At 64.8% G+C, this 15,302-nt stretch carries 16 protein-coding genes and 1 tRNA gene; 8 read left to right on the top strand and 9 right to left on the bottom strand.

Annotated elements, in window-relative coordinates:
• Positions 1-177: 177 nt before the first annotated feature.
• The 6 genes from IHE39_RS08155 (at position 178) to IHE39_RS08130 (ending at position 6,217) form a co-directional block, all read left to right on the top strand.
• Positions 178-1,521 (top strand): putative bifunctional diguanylate cyclase/phosphodiesterase, encoded by a 1,344-nt coding sequence (locus IHE39_RS08155; RefSeq protein ID WP_184768480.1) that lies wholly within the window; start codon positions 178-180, stop codon positions 1,519-1,521.
• A 252-nt stretch (positions 1,522-1,773) separates the two neighbouring features.
• Complete coding sequence (locus IHE39_RS08150) at positions 1,774-2,541, top strand: SDR family NAD(P)-dependent oxidoreductase (protein WP_184768481.1); 768 nt, start codon at positions 1,774-1,776, stop codon at positions 2,539-2,541.
• Positions 2,538-3,479 (top strand): 2-dehydro-3-deoxygalactonokinase, encoded by a 942-nt coding sequence (locus IHE39_RS08145; RefSeq protein ID WP_192566145.1) that lies wholly within the window; start codon positions 2,538-2,540, stop codon positions 3,477-3,479. Before IHE39_RS08150 ends, IHE39_RS08145 begins: the two co-directional genes overlap by 4 nt.
• Positions 3,476-4,111, top strand: a complete 636-nt coding sequence (locus tag IHE39_RS08140) for a 2-dehydro-3-deoxy-6-phosphogalactonate aldolase (RefSeq protein WP_192566144.1) — start codon at positions 3,476-3,478, stop codon at positions 4,109-4,111. Before IHE39_RS08145 ends, IHE39_RS08140 begins: the two co-directional genes overlap by 4 nt.
• A 1-nt stretch (position 4,112) precedes the next feature.
• On the top strand, positions 4,113-4,982 hold the full coding sequence (locus IHE39_RS08135) for an SMP-30/gluconolactonase/LRE family protein (protein WP_192566143.1): 870 nt from the start codon (positions 4,113-4,115) through the stop codon (positions 4,980-4,982).
• Between the two features lie 176 nt (positions 4,983-5,158).
• Positions 5,159-6,217, top strand: coding sequence for a D-alanine--D-alanine ligase family protein (locus tag IHE39_RS08130; protein ID WP_192566142.1), 1,059 nt, complete (start codon positions 5,159-5,161; stop codon positions 6,215-6,217).
• A 12-nt stretch (positions 6,218-6,229) separates the two neighbouring features.
• On the opposite strand, the gene IHE39_RS08125 is transcribed toward IHE39_RS08130, so the two are convergent.
• Positions 6,230-6,589 carry a septal ring lytic transglycosylase RlpA family protein gene (locus IHE39_RS08125; RefSeq protein ID WP_184768486.1) on the bottom strand — a complete coding sequence of 120 codons (360 nt, stop codon included), beginning with the start codon at positions 6,587-6,589 and terminating at the stop codon, positions 6,230-6,232.
• Positions 6,590-6,897: 308 nt separating this feature from the next.
• Between IHE39_RS08125 and IHE39_RS08120 the strand changes: the two genes are divergently transcribed.
• Entirely contained in the window at positions 6,898-7,077 is a 180-nt protein-coding gene (locus IHE39_RS08120; RefSeq protein ID WP_192566141.1) for a hypothetical protein, read from the top strand.
• A 238-nt stretch (positions 7,078-7,315) separates the two neighbouring features.
• The gene (locus tag IHE39_RS08115) at positions 7,316-7,690 is read left to right on the top strand and encodes an SPW repeat domain-containing protein (protein WP_246470583.1); all 375 of its coding nucleotides are present in this window, start codon (positions 7,316-7,318) and stop codon (positions 7,688-7,690) included.
• Positions 7,691-7,955: 265 nt separating this feature from the next.
• Here IHE39_RS08115 and IHE39_RS08110 read toward each other — a convergent pair whose 3' ends face one another.
• The 8 genes from IHE39_RS08110 to mepA all read right to left on the bottom strand — a co-directional run bounded on the left by IHE39_RS08110 (position 7,956) and on the right by mepA (position 15,187).
• Positions 7,956-8,447, bottom strand: coding sequence for a YbjN domain-containing protein (locus tag IHE39_RS08110; protein ID WP_192566140.1), 492 nt, complete (start codon positions 8,445-8,447; stop codon positions 7,956-7,958).
• 285 nt (positions 8,448-8,732) lie between these two features.
• A tRNA-Leu gene (locus IHE39_RS08105) sits at positions 8,733-8,817 on the bottom strand.
• 278 nt (positions 8,818-9,095) lie between these two features.
• On the bottom strand, positions 9,096-9,713 hold the full coding sequence (locus tag IHE39_RS08100; protein WP_192566139.1) for a 2,3-bisphosphoglycerate-dependent phosphoglycerate mutase: 618 nt from the start codon (positions 9,711-9,713) through the stop codon (positions 9,096-9,098).
• A gap of 100 nt (positions 9,714-9,813) precedes the next feature.
• Entirely contained in the window at positions 9,814-10,623 is an 810-nt protein-coding gene (gene dapB / locus IHE39_RS08095; protein ID WP_192566138.1) for a 4-hydroxy-tetrahydrodipicolinate reductase, read from the bottom strand.
• Between the two features lie 32 nt (positions 10,624-10,655).
• A complete protein-coding gene (locus IHE39_RS08090) occupies positions 10,656-12,518 on the bottom strand; it encodes an ABC transporter ATP-binding protein (RefSeq protein ID WP_192566137.1) in 1,863 nt (620 codons plus the stop codon).
• A 51-nt stretch (positions 12,519-12,569) separates the two neighbouring features.
• Positions 12,570-13,592 carry a glucokinase gene (locus tag IHE39_RS08085; RefSeq protein WP_192566136.1) on the bottom strand — a complete coding sequence of 341 codons (1,023 nt, stop codon included), beginning with the start codon at positions 13,590-13,592 and terminating at the stop codon, positions 12,570-12,572.
• A 26-nt stretch (positions 13,593-13,618) separates the two neighbouring features.
• Positions 13,619-14,002 carry a methylglyoxal synthase gene (locus tag IHE39_RS08080; protein WP_192566581.1) on the bottom strand — a complete coding sequence of 128 codons (384 nt, stop codon included), beginning with the start codon at positions 14,000-14,002 and terminating at the stop codon, positions 13,619-13,621.
• A 90-nt stretch (positions 14,003-14,092) separates the two neighbouring features.
• Positions 14,093-15,187 (bottom strand): penicillin-insensitive murein endopeptidase, encoded by a 1,095-nt coding sequence (mepA, locus tag IHE39_RS08075; protein ID WP_192566135.1) that lies wholly within the window; start codon positions 15,185-15,187, stop codon positions 14,093-14,095.
• Positions 15,188-15,302: the final 115 nt, after the last annotated feature.

The following is a 15,302-nucleotide window of genomic DNA, read 5'->3' as shown; positions in this document are numbered from 1 at the left end:
GTTTCACCGCTACCCGGTTTTGGTGGGCTGCGCCAGGCGGCGCCAGAAGACGGCCGCTGAAACCGGTTTCGACGCCGTGTCAAAATACGGACGGCAAGCTGATCGAATACAATTCCTAAACGCTTTGCTGGCACTGTGCTGCAACAGTTTCAAATATTAGCAGAACAGAGACAAAGCATGCCCATCGGCGTCAGCCATTCGGACAGGGAAACGGCGGACCTGGCCTTCACCGACACCTTGACCGGCCTCGGCAACCAGCGGCGTTTCTTCGACAAGGTCGAGCGGCTGATCGGCGACCGCGCCGAGGACCCCGCGCCCTTCACCGTCGGCATTCTCGATCTCGACGGCTTCAAGCCGATCAACGACCTGTTCGGCCATCGCGCCGGCGACGACATCCTGATTCAGGTGGCGATGCGCCTGCGCGCCGCCTGTGACGGCTATTCGGCGGTGGCGCGCATCGGCGCCGACGAATTCGCCTTCCTCTACCCGCTGGTGTTTTCCGAGGACGCGGCGGCCGAAAAGGCGCGCATGCTGATCGAAATCCTGTCAGCACCTTACGACGTCGGTGAACGCACGGCGCGCCTGTCGGCGTCGGTAGGCTGCTCGCTGTTCCATTCGAGCGACGACACCACCGAGACGCTGGTGCGCAAGGCCGAGACGGCGCTGTATCACGCCAAGCGTTCGGGCCGTGGCCGCGTCGTGGTCTATACCCGCGAGATGGAAGAGGCGGCCAAGCGCGTTACCCGCATCGAGCAGGCGCTGCGCCGTGCCGTCGCGGCCGGCGATGTCGCGCCGCATTTCCAGCCTATCGTTGATCTCAACAGCCGCCGCACCATCGGTTTCGAGGCACTCGCCCGCTGGACCGACCGCGACCTCGGCTTCGTTTCGCCGGCCGTGTTCATTCCGATCGCCGAGGAGCGCGGCATCATCGGCCCGCTGTCGCAGCTGGTGCTGCGCAAGGCAGCCGAAGCGGCGCGCAGCTGGCCCAAGGAAATGTTCCTGTCGTTCAACCTGTCGCCGTCGCAGCTGGTCGACCAGAACACCGGGCTGCACATCCTGTCGATTCTCGAGCGCACCGGCTTCGACCCGCGCCGCCTCGAGATCGAGATCACCGAAACTGGCCTGATGACCGACCCCGCCTCGGCAGAAAAGATCGTTGAGGATCTGCGCCGCGTCGGCATCCGCGTCTCGCTCGACGATTTCGGCACCGGCCAGTCGTCCCTTGGACGCCTACGCGAATTCCGCTTCGACAAGCTCAAGATCGACCGTGCCTTCGTCGCCTCGATCCTCGAGGACCGGCCGTCCGAGCACATCATCCGCGCCATCCTGGCGATGTGCGAGGGCCTGGGCATGGACGTGGTTGCCGAAGGCATCGAGATGGAAGCGCAGGCGGAACGGCTGACGCAGTTCGGCTGCGCCGGCGGGCAGGGCTATCTGTTTGGCCGTCCGGCCGACGCCGATGCCACGCTCGGCTATCTCCGCGAGGCCCATCGCGGCGCGACCTTCGCCCGGGCGGTTTGACGTCCATTTCCTGACATGGCGCACGGGCGTCGCGGTGCCGGCGGTGTACCCCGCAGCGAACGCAAATCGCTGTGGCCCGGCGCCGATGTTTGCGCGATCGCCTATCCTTCGGCGAGGTGCTGAACCGAGCTCCGATTTTTCCCCAAGCGTCGCACGGTCTTTTCCGAAAACCGGTTCCCACTTTTCCCGTTCATGCTCTATTACGGAGGCGTGTCCGCTTTGGGGGAAGCGGGCGAGGCGAGGGGAAAGATCATGATGCCAACGGCACGATTTCCTGATCTCGAAGGCCAGTCGGTGCTGATCACCGGCGGCGGCACCGGCATCGGTGCGTCGCTGACCGAGGCGTTTGCCCGACAGGGCGCGAAGGTCGCCTTCATCGATATCGCGCTCAAGCCGAGCCAGGAGTTGTGCGACGAGATCGAGCAGGCGACAGGCAACCGGCCGCTCTATCTGCGTGCCGATTTGCGCGACATCGCCGAACTGCGCCGCGCCGTTGCCCGCGCCGAGGCCGAGCACGGCCCGGTGACGGTGCTGGTCAACAACGCTGCCAACGACGTACGCCACGAGGTGGCTGACGTCACGTCAGAGAGCTGGGACGAGAACCAGGCGGTGAACATCAAGCCGCATTTCTTCACCGTCCAGGCGGTGGCCCCCGGCATGGTCAAGGCTGGCGGCGGCTCGATCATCAATTTCAGCTCGACCTCCTACATGCTCAACATCGGCGCCATGCCGGCCTATACCGCGGCGAAGGCTGCGATCGTCGGGCTGACCAAGGGGCTCGCCGGCCGCTATGGCCCCGACAACATCAGGGTCAACGCGGTGGCGCCGGGCTGGGTCATCACCGAGCGGCAGCGCGAATTGTGGGTCAGCGAGAAGTCGCTCAAGGCGCACATCTCTCGCCAGTGCATCAAGCGGATGATGCTGCCGGAAGACATGGTCGGGCCGGTGCTGTTTTTGGCTTCCGACGCTTCGAAAATGCTGACGGCCCAGACGCTGATCGTCGATGGAGGCATCCTTTGAGCACCACGCCAACAATAGCGGCGGTCGATTGGGGCACGACGAGGCTGCGCGTCTGGCTGCTCGATGCCAAGGGTGCTGTGCTGGACGAGCGGCGCAGCGACGAGGGCCTGCTGACGGCGCAGCACAAGGGCTTTGCCACAGTGCTCGACCGGCAGCTGCAGGACATGGGCGCCGCAACGGATCTGCCAGCCATCGTCTGCGGCATGGCCGGCGCCCGCCAGGGCTGGGTCGAGGCGCCTTATGTCGACGTGCCGTCGTCGTTGGGCGATATTCTGGGTGCCGCAGTGCCTGTTCCGGGCGCCGGCCGCGATGTCCGCATCGTGCCGGGACTGGCGCAGCGCGACCCGCGCGCGCCCGATGTCATGCGCGGCGAGGAGACCCAGCTTGCCGGCATCGCCGGCCTGATCGGAACGGGCAGCCATCTCGCCTGCATGCCAGGCACGCATTCGAAATGGGTGGCCGCCGAGGGCGGCGCCATCAAGGGCTTTGGCACCTGGCCGACCGGCGAAATGTTTTCGGTGCTGGCCCAGCACTCCATCCTGCGCCACTCGATCGGCGACAAGCCGGCCAAGGTGTCGCCGCACAGTGAGGTGTTCCGCGAGTGGTGCCGCCAAGCGCTGTCCGACGGCGACATCGGCGCAAGGTTGTTCGGTATCCGCGCCTCGGGCCTGCTCTCGGGGCTCGGCCAGGACGATGCCGCGGCAGCACTTTCGGGCCTGCTGATCGGCGCTGAGGTTGCCTCGGCTGTCAGGCGCTTCGGCCGGCGCGAAGCACCTGTCGTGCTCGTCGTCTCGGGTGCGCTGGGCGCGCTCTATGCCGAAGCGATGCGCCTCGACGCCATCGCGGTGACGATTGCCGACGCTGATCAAGCCGTGCTGGCTGGCCTGGTGGCCGCTGCCCGCCGGAATGGCATGCTGGCTGAAGGAGTGGCCGAATGAACGCGACCGCACCGTTCCCCGAGCTTGGCCGCGGGCTGGTTGCCATCTTGCGCGGGCTGAAGCCGGAGGAGGCGCTGGATGTCGGCCGCGCCGTGTTCGATGCCGGCATCGAGGCGATCGAGGTGCCGCTTAATTCGCCTGACCCGTTCCGCTCCATCGAGATCCTGGCCAGGGCGCTGCCCACAGCACTCGTCGGCGGCGGAACGGTGGTGTGGGCCAAGGATGTCGACCGGCTCAACGATGCCGGCGGCCGGCTGCTGGTCAGCCCCAACATCGACGCCGAGGTGATGGGCCGCGCGGGCGTGCACAAGATGGTGACGATGCCCGGCGTGTTCACGCCGACCGACGCGTTCCTGGCCTTGCGGCTGGGCGCTTCGGCGCTGAAGTTTTTCCCGGCGAGCGTGCTCGGGCCGGGCGGCATTTCGGCGATCCGCGCCGTGCTGCCCAAGGAGACGCGGGTCGGCGTCGTCGGCGGCGTTTCGGAGATCGATTTCGCTGCCTATGCCAAGGTCGGCGTGCAGCTGTTCGGCCTGGGGTCGAGCCTCTACAAGCCCGGCATGAGCGCTGCCGATGTCGGCGAACGTGCCCGGGCGGCGGTGGCCGGCTGGGATGCCATCGGCAAGGACGCCTGACATGGCAGCCACGATCCTGTCCGACGAGGCTTGCGAACTGGGTGAGGGCCCGACCTACGATCCGGCCACCGACACGCTGTACTGGTTCGACATTCTGAACAGCCGGCTGCTGGAAAAGAAGCTTTCGGGCGGGCAAACGCGCATCCACCAGCTGGATGAGATGGCGAGCGCGATTGCCACGATCGATGGCGAACGGCAGCTGTTGCTGACGGAAACCGGACTGCATGTCCGCGACATGGCGAGTGGCAAGCTTGTGCTCCATATGTCGGTCGAGGCCGCCAATGCCGGCACCCGCTCGAACGACGCGCGCGTGCATCCGTGCGGCGCGCTGTGGTTCGGCACCATGGGCAAGACGGCCGAAGCGGGCGCCGGCGCGATCTACTGGTATTTTCGCGGCGAACTCAGGCTGCTGTTTCCGGCGATCAGCATTCCCAATTCGATCTGCTTCAGCCCTGACGGCAAGACCGCCTACTACACCGACACGGCGGTCAACCTGCTCTATCGCCTCGACTGCGATGCCGACACCGGGCTGCCGCTCGGCGAGCCGAAACTGTTCGTCGACCGTCGCGGCGGCAGGGGCGACATCGACGGCTCGGTCGTCGACCGCGACGGGGTGTTGTGGAACGCCAGCTGGGGTGGCGGCCGTGTCGATGCCTATGCGCCCGACGGCAGGCTGCTGCGCAGCGTGCCGGTGCCGGCGGTGCAGACGTCGTGCCCGGCCTTCGTTGGTGCTGCGGCCGACCGGATGGTGGTGACGTCGGCCGCCGAAGGCATGAGCGCCAAGGCGCGCCGGGCCGATCCGCATGCCGGCAAGACCTTCCTGCTCGACATCAAGGTCAACGGCCGGCACGAGCCGAACGTTCTGATCTGAGGGCTCGTTTGCAAATTGCCCTCTGCTGGGGCTGCGGTCTTCCAGCCGGCGTGCCGCTGTCGCCGGGACGATGGCAACAGGTCGGTTTTCCGGCAAGTCCGGGGCATCCCGGATGTCATTGTCTGCATCAGGCGAGGCGCTTGGCTTCGTCTGCATGACAGCAGGAAACGTGCCCGATGGCCGGACAAAGACCGACGCTCATTCTCGTCCACGAGCCGGAGCGCGCCTGTTTAGAGCACTTGCTGGCCGACGGTTTCTCGCGCCAGGCGGGGATGGAGATTTCGTCTTATCTGGCTCAGTCGACCGACATGGATCCGGAGTTCTGCGCCCTCGCCGATGCGTGCACCGAGCGCGGACTGGACTTCCGCGCCGTCGTGCTGGACGACGCGGCCACGGTGCTGGCATCCGCAGACCGCTCCACCAGCCTGGTGTGGACGCTGACCGACGGCATTGCCTATTTCCGCGGCGGAGCGTCGCCTGCGCTTGCCCGGCTCAACGGCTTGAGGACCATCGGTGCCGACGACAGTCTGTTTGCGCTGTGCCAGGACAAGTTCCGTGCCGGTGCTGTGCTCACAGCACTCGGTCTGCCGGTACCGGCAGCAGGCCTTTTGCGCGGCGGCGACTGGCTGGTCGAGCCGCCGGCGTCTTCGTCCGGCTATTTCGTCAAGCCGAACCGGCTCGGCGCCAAGATCGGCATCTGGGCGGACTCGCGCATCGGCAAGGCTGGGGATGCGCTGGCTCTTGGGCTCCGGGTCTTCGATGCCTATCGCGACGACGTCATCGTCCAGCCCTATGTCGCCGGCCGCAACGTGCGGGCGAGTTTTCTGGCGGTCGATCCCAAGGTCGGGCCCGAGGCGCTCGGCATCGTCTTCGTCGATTCAGGCGGCGATTTCCAGACCATGGCCGACAGCATGGCGCTGTATGGCGACACCGGCATGGCAGCCAGGCAAGCGGGCCAGTATGTCGAGCCGGAACTGGTGCAGGTGGCGTCGCTGCAACCGCGTGCCGCCGAAAAGATCAGGCAGGTCGCCGTCAAGCTGATGGCAGGGCTTGGCCTGCGCGACGTCTTCTCGCTCGACTTCCGCGTCGAGGCAGACGACACCGTGCACCTCATCGAATTCGAGGTCTGTCCGGGTCTGCCCTGCTTCGATTTCCGTGCCTATTGCCGGACAGAGTGGCAGCTCGGCCTTGTCGAGGCGATGGCCGAGACGGCGGCGCGACGGCTGATGAGGTAGAGGCTGTTCGCCTCAGCTCGTCCGCTGCATGCAGACGGCGGTATGTCCGGACCTGATGAAGCCGATCTGCTGGGCAGCACCCTTGGACAGGTCGAGCACGCGCCCCTTGATGAACGGGCCGCGGTCGTTGATGCGGACGACGACGCTCTTGCCGTTCTTCTGGTTGGTCACGCGGATCTTGGTGCCGAAGGGAAGCGAGCGGTGCGCTGCGGTCATGGCCGATGGGTTCATGCGTTCGCCCGAAGCCGTCTTCGAGGTCAGCGCATACCAGGAAGCCTTGCCGCACTGGGCGGAGGCGGTGCCGGTAAGGGCAATCATCATGCCGGCGGCGAGGGTGGCCGCCGCGATCGCGGGCTTGGCGCGGTTCTTCATCTTCTGATTAACGCTCTGTTGATAAACACACGGAGCGGTTTCAACCTAAATGTGGCAGTGAATGCGGCAAGCATCGGGCAGTTCCGAGGCGAGCGCACACGTTTGGAGTCTCAAGGTAACAGTTTGTCAGGCCTGCATGACTCACTGAGAAGGAATATCTTCATATTTGCGAAGCGTATGCCGAGATCATTGGAAAATCGCAGGAACCGCTACTGCCGGAAGACTGCTTGAGAGTACTTGCAGGGAAAAAGAAATATCAAGAAGCAGGCGGACGTTGTGAAGATAATCGACATGGAGTCGTCTTCGAGATGAAGTTATTGGCAAACATCGTGGCAGCACTCGCGCTCGCCGTCGGCGCCGTCTGGATCCTGCAAGGTGCCGGCCTGCTCGGCGGCAGCTTCATGACAGGGCGCACGGAATGGCTCTGGATCGGGATCGGGATCGCGTTGGCCGGTTGTGCCGCGCTGTTGTGGCTGAGGCGGAGGTAGGCGACAAGTGCTGGTACCCATGGCCGGTGCCCTGAAATGGCGCGCATGCGTTGCGGCCCCGGACTGGCTGAGGTCTGGACTGGCGCTGACTACACGCTCCTGTGCATTGAACTTGTTGCGTTTTTTTGCGATAATGGCACCAGTGCGAGAACGCCCGACTGAGGAGTTCGACTAGCACGCACATATCCTCACGGGCGCTCGAGCTTAACTCGAACGTAGCCTGAGAGGATTTTTCGTCATGGCAACGCTTAACGTAATGGAGCCCCTCGGGCTCACCACGCACCGGCGCTGGGAGGACATCGTGTCGATGATCCTCGGCGCCGCGATCATCGTGTCTCCGATGTGGTTTGGCGTAACCGAGATGCCGACAATGATGGCCGTAACCGCGCTCGTTGGCGCCGCGATCGTCGTGCTTTCCGGATTGCAGCAAATCTTCCTGCGGCGCTGGGAGGAGATCCTGACGCTGTTCGGCGGCGTCTGGATGGTCGTGCAGCCTTTCGTCTTGGGATATGGCGGCACGCTGCGCAACTGGCACATCGGTCTCGGCATCGCGGTGGCGGTGCTGGCAGCCCTTGAACTCTGGCAGGACCGCAACCGCAGCCTCGAGGCATAACAGCGGCGAGACACAGGAGAGGGGGATTTTTCCAGGCGGTCGTGAAGCCAGTCGCGATCCCGGTGACCGGCGGTGTCCTGGACACGACGTCAGACTCGCAGCTTCAAGCGCGGCCTCAGTACGGCATCCTGCGCGTAAAAGCGCCCGGAACTCAGCATTTCGCCCAGTTGCCGTGGTGAGGCCCTGACCAGCGCACCGCCTGCGCGCTGAAGCGTGCCAGTTCATGCTCCGGGGCATGCAGTCTGGCGTCCCTTGGCCGGCTCGCTCAGCGCCAGCCGATGTAGGTGGTGAACTCGGCCATCAGCGTGTCGAAGCGCTCGAGGTTCTGCGACAGGTTGGCGGATGAGACGCCGCCGCCGCAATCGATCAGGTAGTCGAAATAGGTGTTTTCCTTGTCGTTGGAGGCGCGGCCGGCAACCTTCTTGTTGTTCCATTCGAGCGCCTTGTCCTGCATCGCCTTGTCGGTCTTGAAGCTGCTCTGGAACTGCACGCGCCGGCACTTCTGCGGCTCGGCGCCCTCGCAATTGTAGAGATAGACCCAGAAGTTCATGCCGGAGGCCTTGGAATCGATGACCGGCAGGTTGTCGCTGTCGACGCCGACCTTGGCCTGATATCCGGCCTTGATCATGATGTCGCCGAACTCCGCGACGGTTACGCCTTCGACGACGGCCGGCGTGGCCTGAGGCTTGTCTTCCGCCCTTACTGCCGTGCCGGCAGTAAGGGCCAGTGCAGCGGCAAAAAGGGCAAAGCGCAGCATCGGCATGCTCCTCGACAAGGTTGTGCATTAATATTAGCACAACCTGATATTAGCATCGAGCATGGGGCAGCGGGAAGCTGACCATTTGGGCGATGACCGAGAGTGCCAGTTGAGGGATGGTGAGGGTCGGGCGGCTGGCGGCTCGTACGCCGATGCCGACGCCGGACCGCTGGCGGCGGCGTGGCGGGGCTGGACACTGCCAAAATCCAGGCAATAAAAAAGCCCGGCGAACCGGGCTTTTTTTGAGTGTTTCTCGACAGCTTGGGGCTGTCTGAAACAGGAAACTGGTGCCCAGAAGAGGACTCGAACCTCCACGCCTCGCGGCACACGGACCTGAACCGTGCGCGTCTACCAATTCCGCCATCTGGGCTGGTGGCGGTGATGTAAGCGGGCGAAGCGACTGTGTCAACGCGCTTTTTCAGCTTTTGCCGACGAATGCTGCGGCAGGCCACAAATGTCGCAATCAGGTACGGAGCCTGACGTAGGGGCCGGCTGGCTTTCGAAGTCGGCGAAGGGGAGCCGCGCGTGCACGGCTCCCAAATGCATGTCCCGAAAATCGCAATCGATTCTCGCTGGGCATCATGCAAGGCATTCAAAATGCCTCGGCGTCCGTCGCGCGCCCGATGGGACGCGCGGCGCTGCAATGGCTCAGGCCAGCACTTCCTTGGAAGCGACGGTCGAATCGGCGTTGAGCTTGTAGACGATCGGCACGCCGGTCCCGAGCTCGAGCTTGACGATGTCAGGCCCGGAAATGCCTTCAAGTGCCATGATCAGGGCGCGCAGCGAATTGCCATGTGCTGCGACCAGCACCGTGCCACCGGAGAGGACGTGCGGCTGCATGTCGTGCATATAGTAGGGCCAGACGCGCGCGCCGGTGTCCTTCAGGCTTTCGCCGCCGGGCGGCGGGGTGTCGTAGGAACGGCGCCAGATGTGGACCTGCTCCTCGCCCCACTTGGCGCGGGCGTCGTCCTTGTTGAGGCCGTTGAGGTCGCCATAGTCGCGCTCGTTGAGCGCCTGGTTGCGGACCGTCTTGAGATCGCTCTGGCCGGTGGCGTCGAGGATGTGCTGGCAGGTCTTCTGCGCGCGCATCAATGCCGAGGTGAAGGCGATGTCGAACTTCAGGCCGCGCGCCTTGAGCTTCTGGCCGGCGGACTTGGCTTCGGCGGTGCCCTGTTCGGTCAGGTCGACATCGCGCCAGCCAGTGAACAGGTTCTTGAGGTTCCATTCGCTCTGGCCATGACGGACGAGCACGAGAGTACCGGACATTTTTGCTCCCTTGGGTGAGGACTAGGTGGTTGGATGGGATATGTTCTGTTGGTGCATGATCCTATTCCGAAAATCGATGCCGATTTTCGGTGTCGTGCAACTAAAGCCCGAGCACGTCGCGCATCGAATAAAGGCCAGGCTTGCGGCCATGCGCCCACAAGGCTGCCTTGACCGCACCGCGGGCGAAGATCGTGCGATCCTCGGCGAGATGCGACATGACGATGCGTTCGCCGGTGCCGGCGAGAATGACCGAATGCTCGCCGACCACGGAGCCGCCGCGCAGCGCGGCAAAGCCAATCGTGCCCGTCTCGCGCACGCCGGTGTGGCCGTCGCGGACGCGGACGCTCTTCTCGGCGAGTGCGATCTTGCGGCCCTCGGCGGCGGCCTCGCCGAGCAGAAGTGCCGTGCCCGATGGCGCATCGACCTTGTGGCGGTGGTGCATCTCCACGATCTCGATGTCGAAATCGTCGGGGCCGAGCGCCAGTGCGGCCTTTTCGACCAGCACCGACAAAAGGTTGACGCCGAGGCTCATATTGCCCGACTTGACGATGGTGGCGTGGCGCGCGGCGGCGGCGATCCTGGCATCGTCGTCGGCCGAGCAGCCGGTGGTGCCGATGACATGGGCGATGCGCGCCTGGGCGGCATAACCGGCGAACTCGACGGTCGCAGCCGGCACGGTGAAATCGAGCACGCCGTCGGCCTTGGCGAAGGCTGCCAGCGGGTCGTCGCTGATGGCGACATTGATGATGCCGATGCCGGCGAGCTCGCCTGCGTCCTTGCCGAGATGCGGCGAGCCGGAACGTTCGATGGCGCCGACGACGCGGACGCCTTCCATCGTGTGCACGGTACGCAACAGCACCTGCCCCATCCGGCCGGCGGCGCCGACAACCACAAGACCCATCTCGCTCATTTCAAGCTCCCTGAAACGGCACGCGCATGCCGCTACGCTACTATTGCAGTCTCGACAGTATCGTCCACCAGTCCAAGTGCTGCCTCATCGTGCAGATTGTGGAAGCGGGCGTAGATGCTGTTCTGGTCGGCCATGAGGCCAGCATGCGTGCCTTGTTCCACCAGGCGTCCCTGCTCCAGTACCACGATATGGTCGGCATTGATGACCGTCGAGAGGCGATGGGCGATGACGATGGTGGTGCGGCCCTTGGTGGCGCCGGCAAGTGCTGCCTGGACACGTGCCTCGGACTCGTTGTCGAGCGCCGAGGTCGCCTCGTCGAGCAACAGGATCGGTGCGTTGCGCACCAAAGCGCGGGCGATCGATACGCGCTGGCGCTGACCGCCGGAAAGGGTCGAGCCACTTTCGCCGACGGGCGTGTCGTAGCCCTCGGGCTGCTCGCGGATGAACTCGTCGGCGAAGGCCTGTCTGGCGGCGTCGCGGACATCCTCGTCGGTCGCGTCGGGGCGGCCATAGCGGATGTTGTCGGCAATGGTGCCTTCAAACAGGTAAGGGTGCTGCGAGACATAGGCGATGGACTGGCGCAGCGAGCGCTTGGTGACGCCTGATATGTCCTGGCCGTCGATGACGATGTGGCCGCTGTCGAGGTCGTAGAAGCGCTGCAAAAGCGCGATTAGCGTCGACTTGCCGGCGCCCGAGGCGCCGACGATCGCCGTGGTCTTGCCGCCGCCGGCGGTGAAGCTCAGCTCGCGCAGGACGGGGATGTCGTCGCCATAGCCGAAGGAGACGTTGTCGAAGCGGATTTCGCCCTCGCCGACATGGATGACCTTGGCGTCCTTGCTGTCTTCCTGGCGCGGCTCGGTGTCGAGGATCTCGTAGAGCATGCGGGCATTGACCAGCGCTGCTTCGAGGCCGACCTGGGTGCGGGCAAGGCGGCGCGCCGGATCGTAGGCGAGGATGAAGGAGAAGATGAACGAGATGATGTTGCCCGGCGGCTGCATGTCGACGGCGGAACGGTAGCCGGCATAGCCGATGATGCCGGCAAAGATCGCGCCGCCGAGCATCTCGGTAACAGGCGAAAGACGCTCCGACACTCGGGCGATCTTGTTCGATCGCGCCTCGACGTCGCCGATCAGGCCATCCATGCGCTTTGCAAGTTGGTCCTCCATGGTGAAAGCCTTGACGATGGCCATGCCCTGGACGGTTTCCTGCATCGAGCCGAACAGGCGAGCGCCAACCAGGATGGCATCGCGGTTGAGGCGGCGCAGCCGGTGCATCAGATAGTTGACGGCAAAGACCAGCGGCGGACCGATCAACAGGACCAGCAGCGACAGCATCGGATCCTGGTAGATCATCACGCCGACAAGCACGACCAGCGAAACGGCATCGCGGGCGATCGAGGTGACCAGGATGTTGAGCAGGTCGCGCACGCCGGCCACGTTCTGGTTGACCTGAGCGATCAACTGGGCCGAGCGCTGTGACGAGAAGAAGTCCATGCCGAGGTTCATCAGGTGGTCGAAGATACGACGCTGATAGCGGGCAATGAGATTGTTGCCGACCTTGGCCAGGACGACCGCCTGGCCGTAGGTGGACAGGCCGCGGATGACAAAGGCGGCGAAGATCGACAGGCTGATCAGCACGATCAGGTCGGCGCGGCGCTCATAGAAGACCAGGTTGACGACGTCGCGCATGACCCATGCGAGGAAGCCGGTCGTGGCAGAGATGGTGAGCAGGAAAAGCGCGGCGAAGCTGTAGTGCCAGACGTAGTCGCGGCCGTTCTCGGCGACGATGCGCTTGATGACGCCCACAATTTCGCTGCGCGCGGGTGTGGGCGTCTGGATTGGATCGATGGTCAAACAGGCAGTCCTGTCGCTACTTGCGGAAACTGCGCCCCTCATAAAGCATGACGCTGCGAGGGGAAACCGCCATTTGCCGCAAGCGTGCCGCGGTCAGGCCCGCCAGCGCCGGTCGCCGGTCTCGATGCCGAAGAGATCAGGATTGCGGGCATAGGCGGCAAGCCCGGCAAGGGCCGCCAGCGGGTGGGTGATGACATAGACCGGCATCGAGGCCATCAGCTCGTGGTGCGGGGCCTTGTCTTCGAAGGCCTCGCGGAAATTGCCCTGTTTGAGCGCCGGCACGATCTTCTGGGCGATGCCGCCGGTGAGGAAGACACCGCCCTTGCTCTTGAACACCAAAGCGAGGTCGCCGGCGGTGCGGCCAAGGCAGGTGACGAACAGGTCGAGCGCCTCGACGGCGACGGGATCGCTGCCATCGAGGGCTGCGGCCGTGACCTGCGCCGGCTGGGTTAGGGTGGGTGTCTTGCCGTCGGCCCTGGCGACGGCGCGGTAGGTGTTGACGAGCCCGCGGCCGCACAGAATCTGCTCGCCCGAGATACGGCCATCCAGCTTTTCGATATGCGGAAACACCTCGAAGTCGCGCTGGGAACGCGGACCGATGTCCATGTGGCCGCCTTCGCCGGGAATTGGAATCCAGCGCCCGAGCGCGTGGATCAGGCCGGCAACGCCAAGGCCGGTGCCTGGCCCGAGCACGACGCGGCCGGCGCCTGGTTCAGGCTCGCCGCCGCCGATCTTTTCCATGTGCTCGTCGCCGAGCGCCACGACGGCGAGCGCCTGGGCCTCGAAATCGTTGAGTACGAGGATGTCGACGAGGCCGAGCGTCGCAAACATCTGCCGGGGACGCACCACCCAGGGGCAATTGGTAAGCGCGATCTCCTCGCCCTCGACAGGCCCCGCGACGGCCAGCACCGCCGAGTGCGGGCGCACCGGCGCACCGTCGAGTACGGCCAGGATGGCGTCGTCGATGGTGGCGTAGCTGGCGGTCTGGACAATGCGCGGCTCGCCTGCATCCTTGTCGGCGCTTTCGACGATGGCGAAGCGCGCATTGGTGCCGCCGATGTCGCCGATCAGGATCGGAAAAGGGAGGGCGTGCGCCTGCTCGCTTGGATGTGACATGCCCGGTTTCGTCCCCACGTCGGCGTTCAGCCGTTCTCTTGGTTTTCCAGCATGATCTCGGCCGTCGCCCGATTCAACGCCATGGGAATGTCGTAGACGATGGCGAGCCGCATCAATGCCTTCACATCGACGTCATGCGGCATCGGCGTCAGCGGATCAACGAAGAAAATCAAAAGGTCGATCTTGGCCTCGCTGATCAGCGCGCCGATCTGCTGGTCGCCGCCGAGCGGACCGCTTTTCAGCGGCGTCAGGTTGAGGTCCGGGCAGGCCGCCAGAATGCGCTGGCCGGTGGTTCCGGTGGCGACGATATGGCAGGTCATGAGGAAGTCGATGTGATCGCTGGCGAAGGCGACAAGGTCGTCCTTCTTCTCGTCATGGGCGATCAGCGCGAGACGCAATGCAGGGGTCAATGGAGGGCTGCCATCACTATCTAAATCGTTTGAAATCCATAGACCGATTTCCAGCGATTTGGAAGCGCCGTGGCGCACCCTCCAGTCGCATCACTTGTTGGCGGGGCGCGGGCGCGGCAGCGGGATGTCGACCGAAGGCCGCGGCGCGAAGGCATTTGCCGCCGCAGGCGTGCCGGGATCGGCGATGACAGGCGTGTCTGCCACTGACGGAGCCTGGGGTGCCGGCGTTGCCGCATAGTCGCTGCCGCCGGGGCCATGGTAGGTGACGGCGGCTTCCGAGGCCGGCGAGGGTGCGTCGAGCACGGCGCGGCATGCCTTGGGCAGGCTCGACATCGTCATGATGTCACGCGCCCTCGGCTTGGCCGGGCCGGTTGCCGGACGCCATGGCTCCTCGGTGAACCACCAGGCCAGCGACTTGTCGCAGCCGTCGCCGCGCGGCGTGGCATCCTGTTCCTTGCAACCCTGCGAACCCGGCTGGCAGCCTATGCGGACATGGAAATGATAGTCGTGGCCCCAGAACGGACGAACCTTGCGCAGCCAGGAGCGATCGCCGGTGACGGTGTCGCAAAGCTTCTTCTTGATGCCCGGATTGACCAGGATACGCTCGACCTCGGGGTAGCTCGCGGCGCGCTCGAGCAGGCGCGTATGCGCCGGCGTCCAACGCTTCTCGATGACGCGATGGGTCTTTTCGTTGACCATCGACACGGCACTCATGTTCTCGCGCTCGGTCGGCGACAGCCGGTGGTCAGGCATCGGCGTCAGCCAGATGTCGGCGTCGAGGCCGATCTGGTGCGAGGCGTGGCCGGTCAGCATCGGCCCGCCACGCGGCTGCGAGATGTCGCCGACGAGCAGGCCGGGCCAGCCGTCCTGGGTGGCTTCCCGCGACAGCTTCTCGATCAGCGCGATCATCTTCGGATGGCCCCAGCGCCGGTTGCGCGACAGCCGCATCGCCTGCCAGGTCGGGCCGTCGGTGGCGATCGCGATGCCACCGGAGAAACAGCCCTTGGAATAGAAGCCATAGGAAGCGGGCGCGATCGCGGCCGGCAGCTTCTTGCCGCCGAACAGGTCCTTGGCAAGCTCCGAGGCGCTGGCCGCCTGGATGTCGAGACCGACGAGGCCAAGGGTGGCGGCCGCCATCAGGAGCCGTCCCGCCTTGCCAATAAATTCGCTGAAAAATGCCGTCATGGAACCCGATCCTCTCAGCCAGCTTGGGCTGCCGCGGTTACCGAAGGGTAAATTTCAGCACCCGTACCGCGGTCATTTCGTCCAGAGCCCCATTCCGATTGAACCGGAATGGGGC

The sequence above is a fragment of the Aminobacter carboxidus genome, from assembly GCF_014863355.1.
GTDB lineage: Bacteria > Pseudomonadota > Alphaproteobacteria > Rhizobiales > Rhizobiaceae > Aminobacter > Aminobacter carboxidus.
The sequence above is the reverse complement of the archived record's forward strand: the minus strand, read 5'-3'. Positions and strand labels throughout refer to the sequence as shown.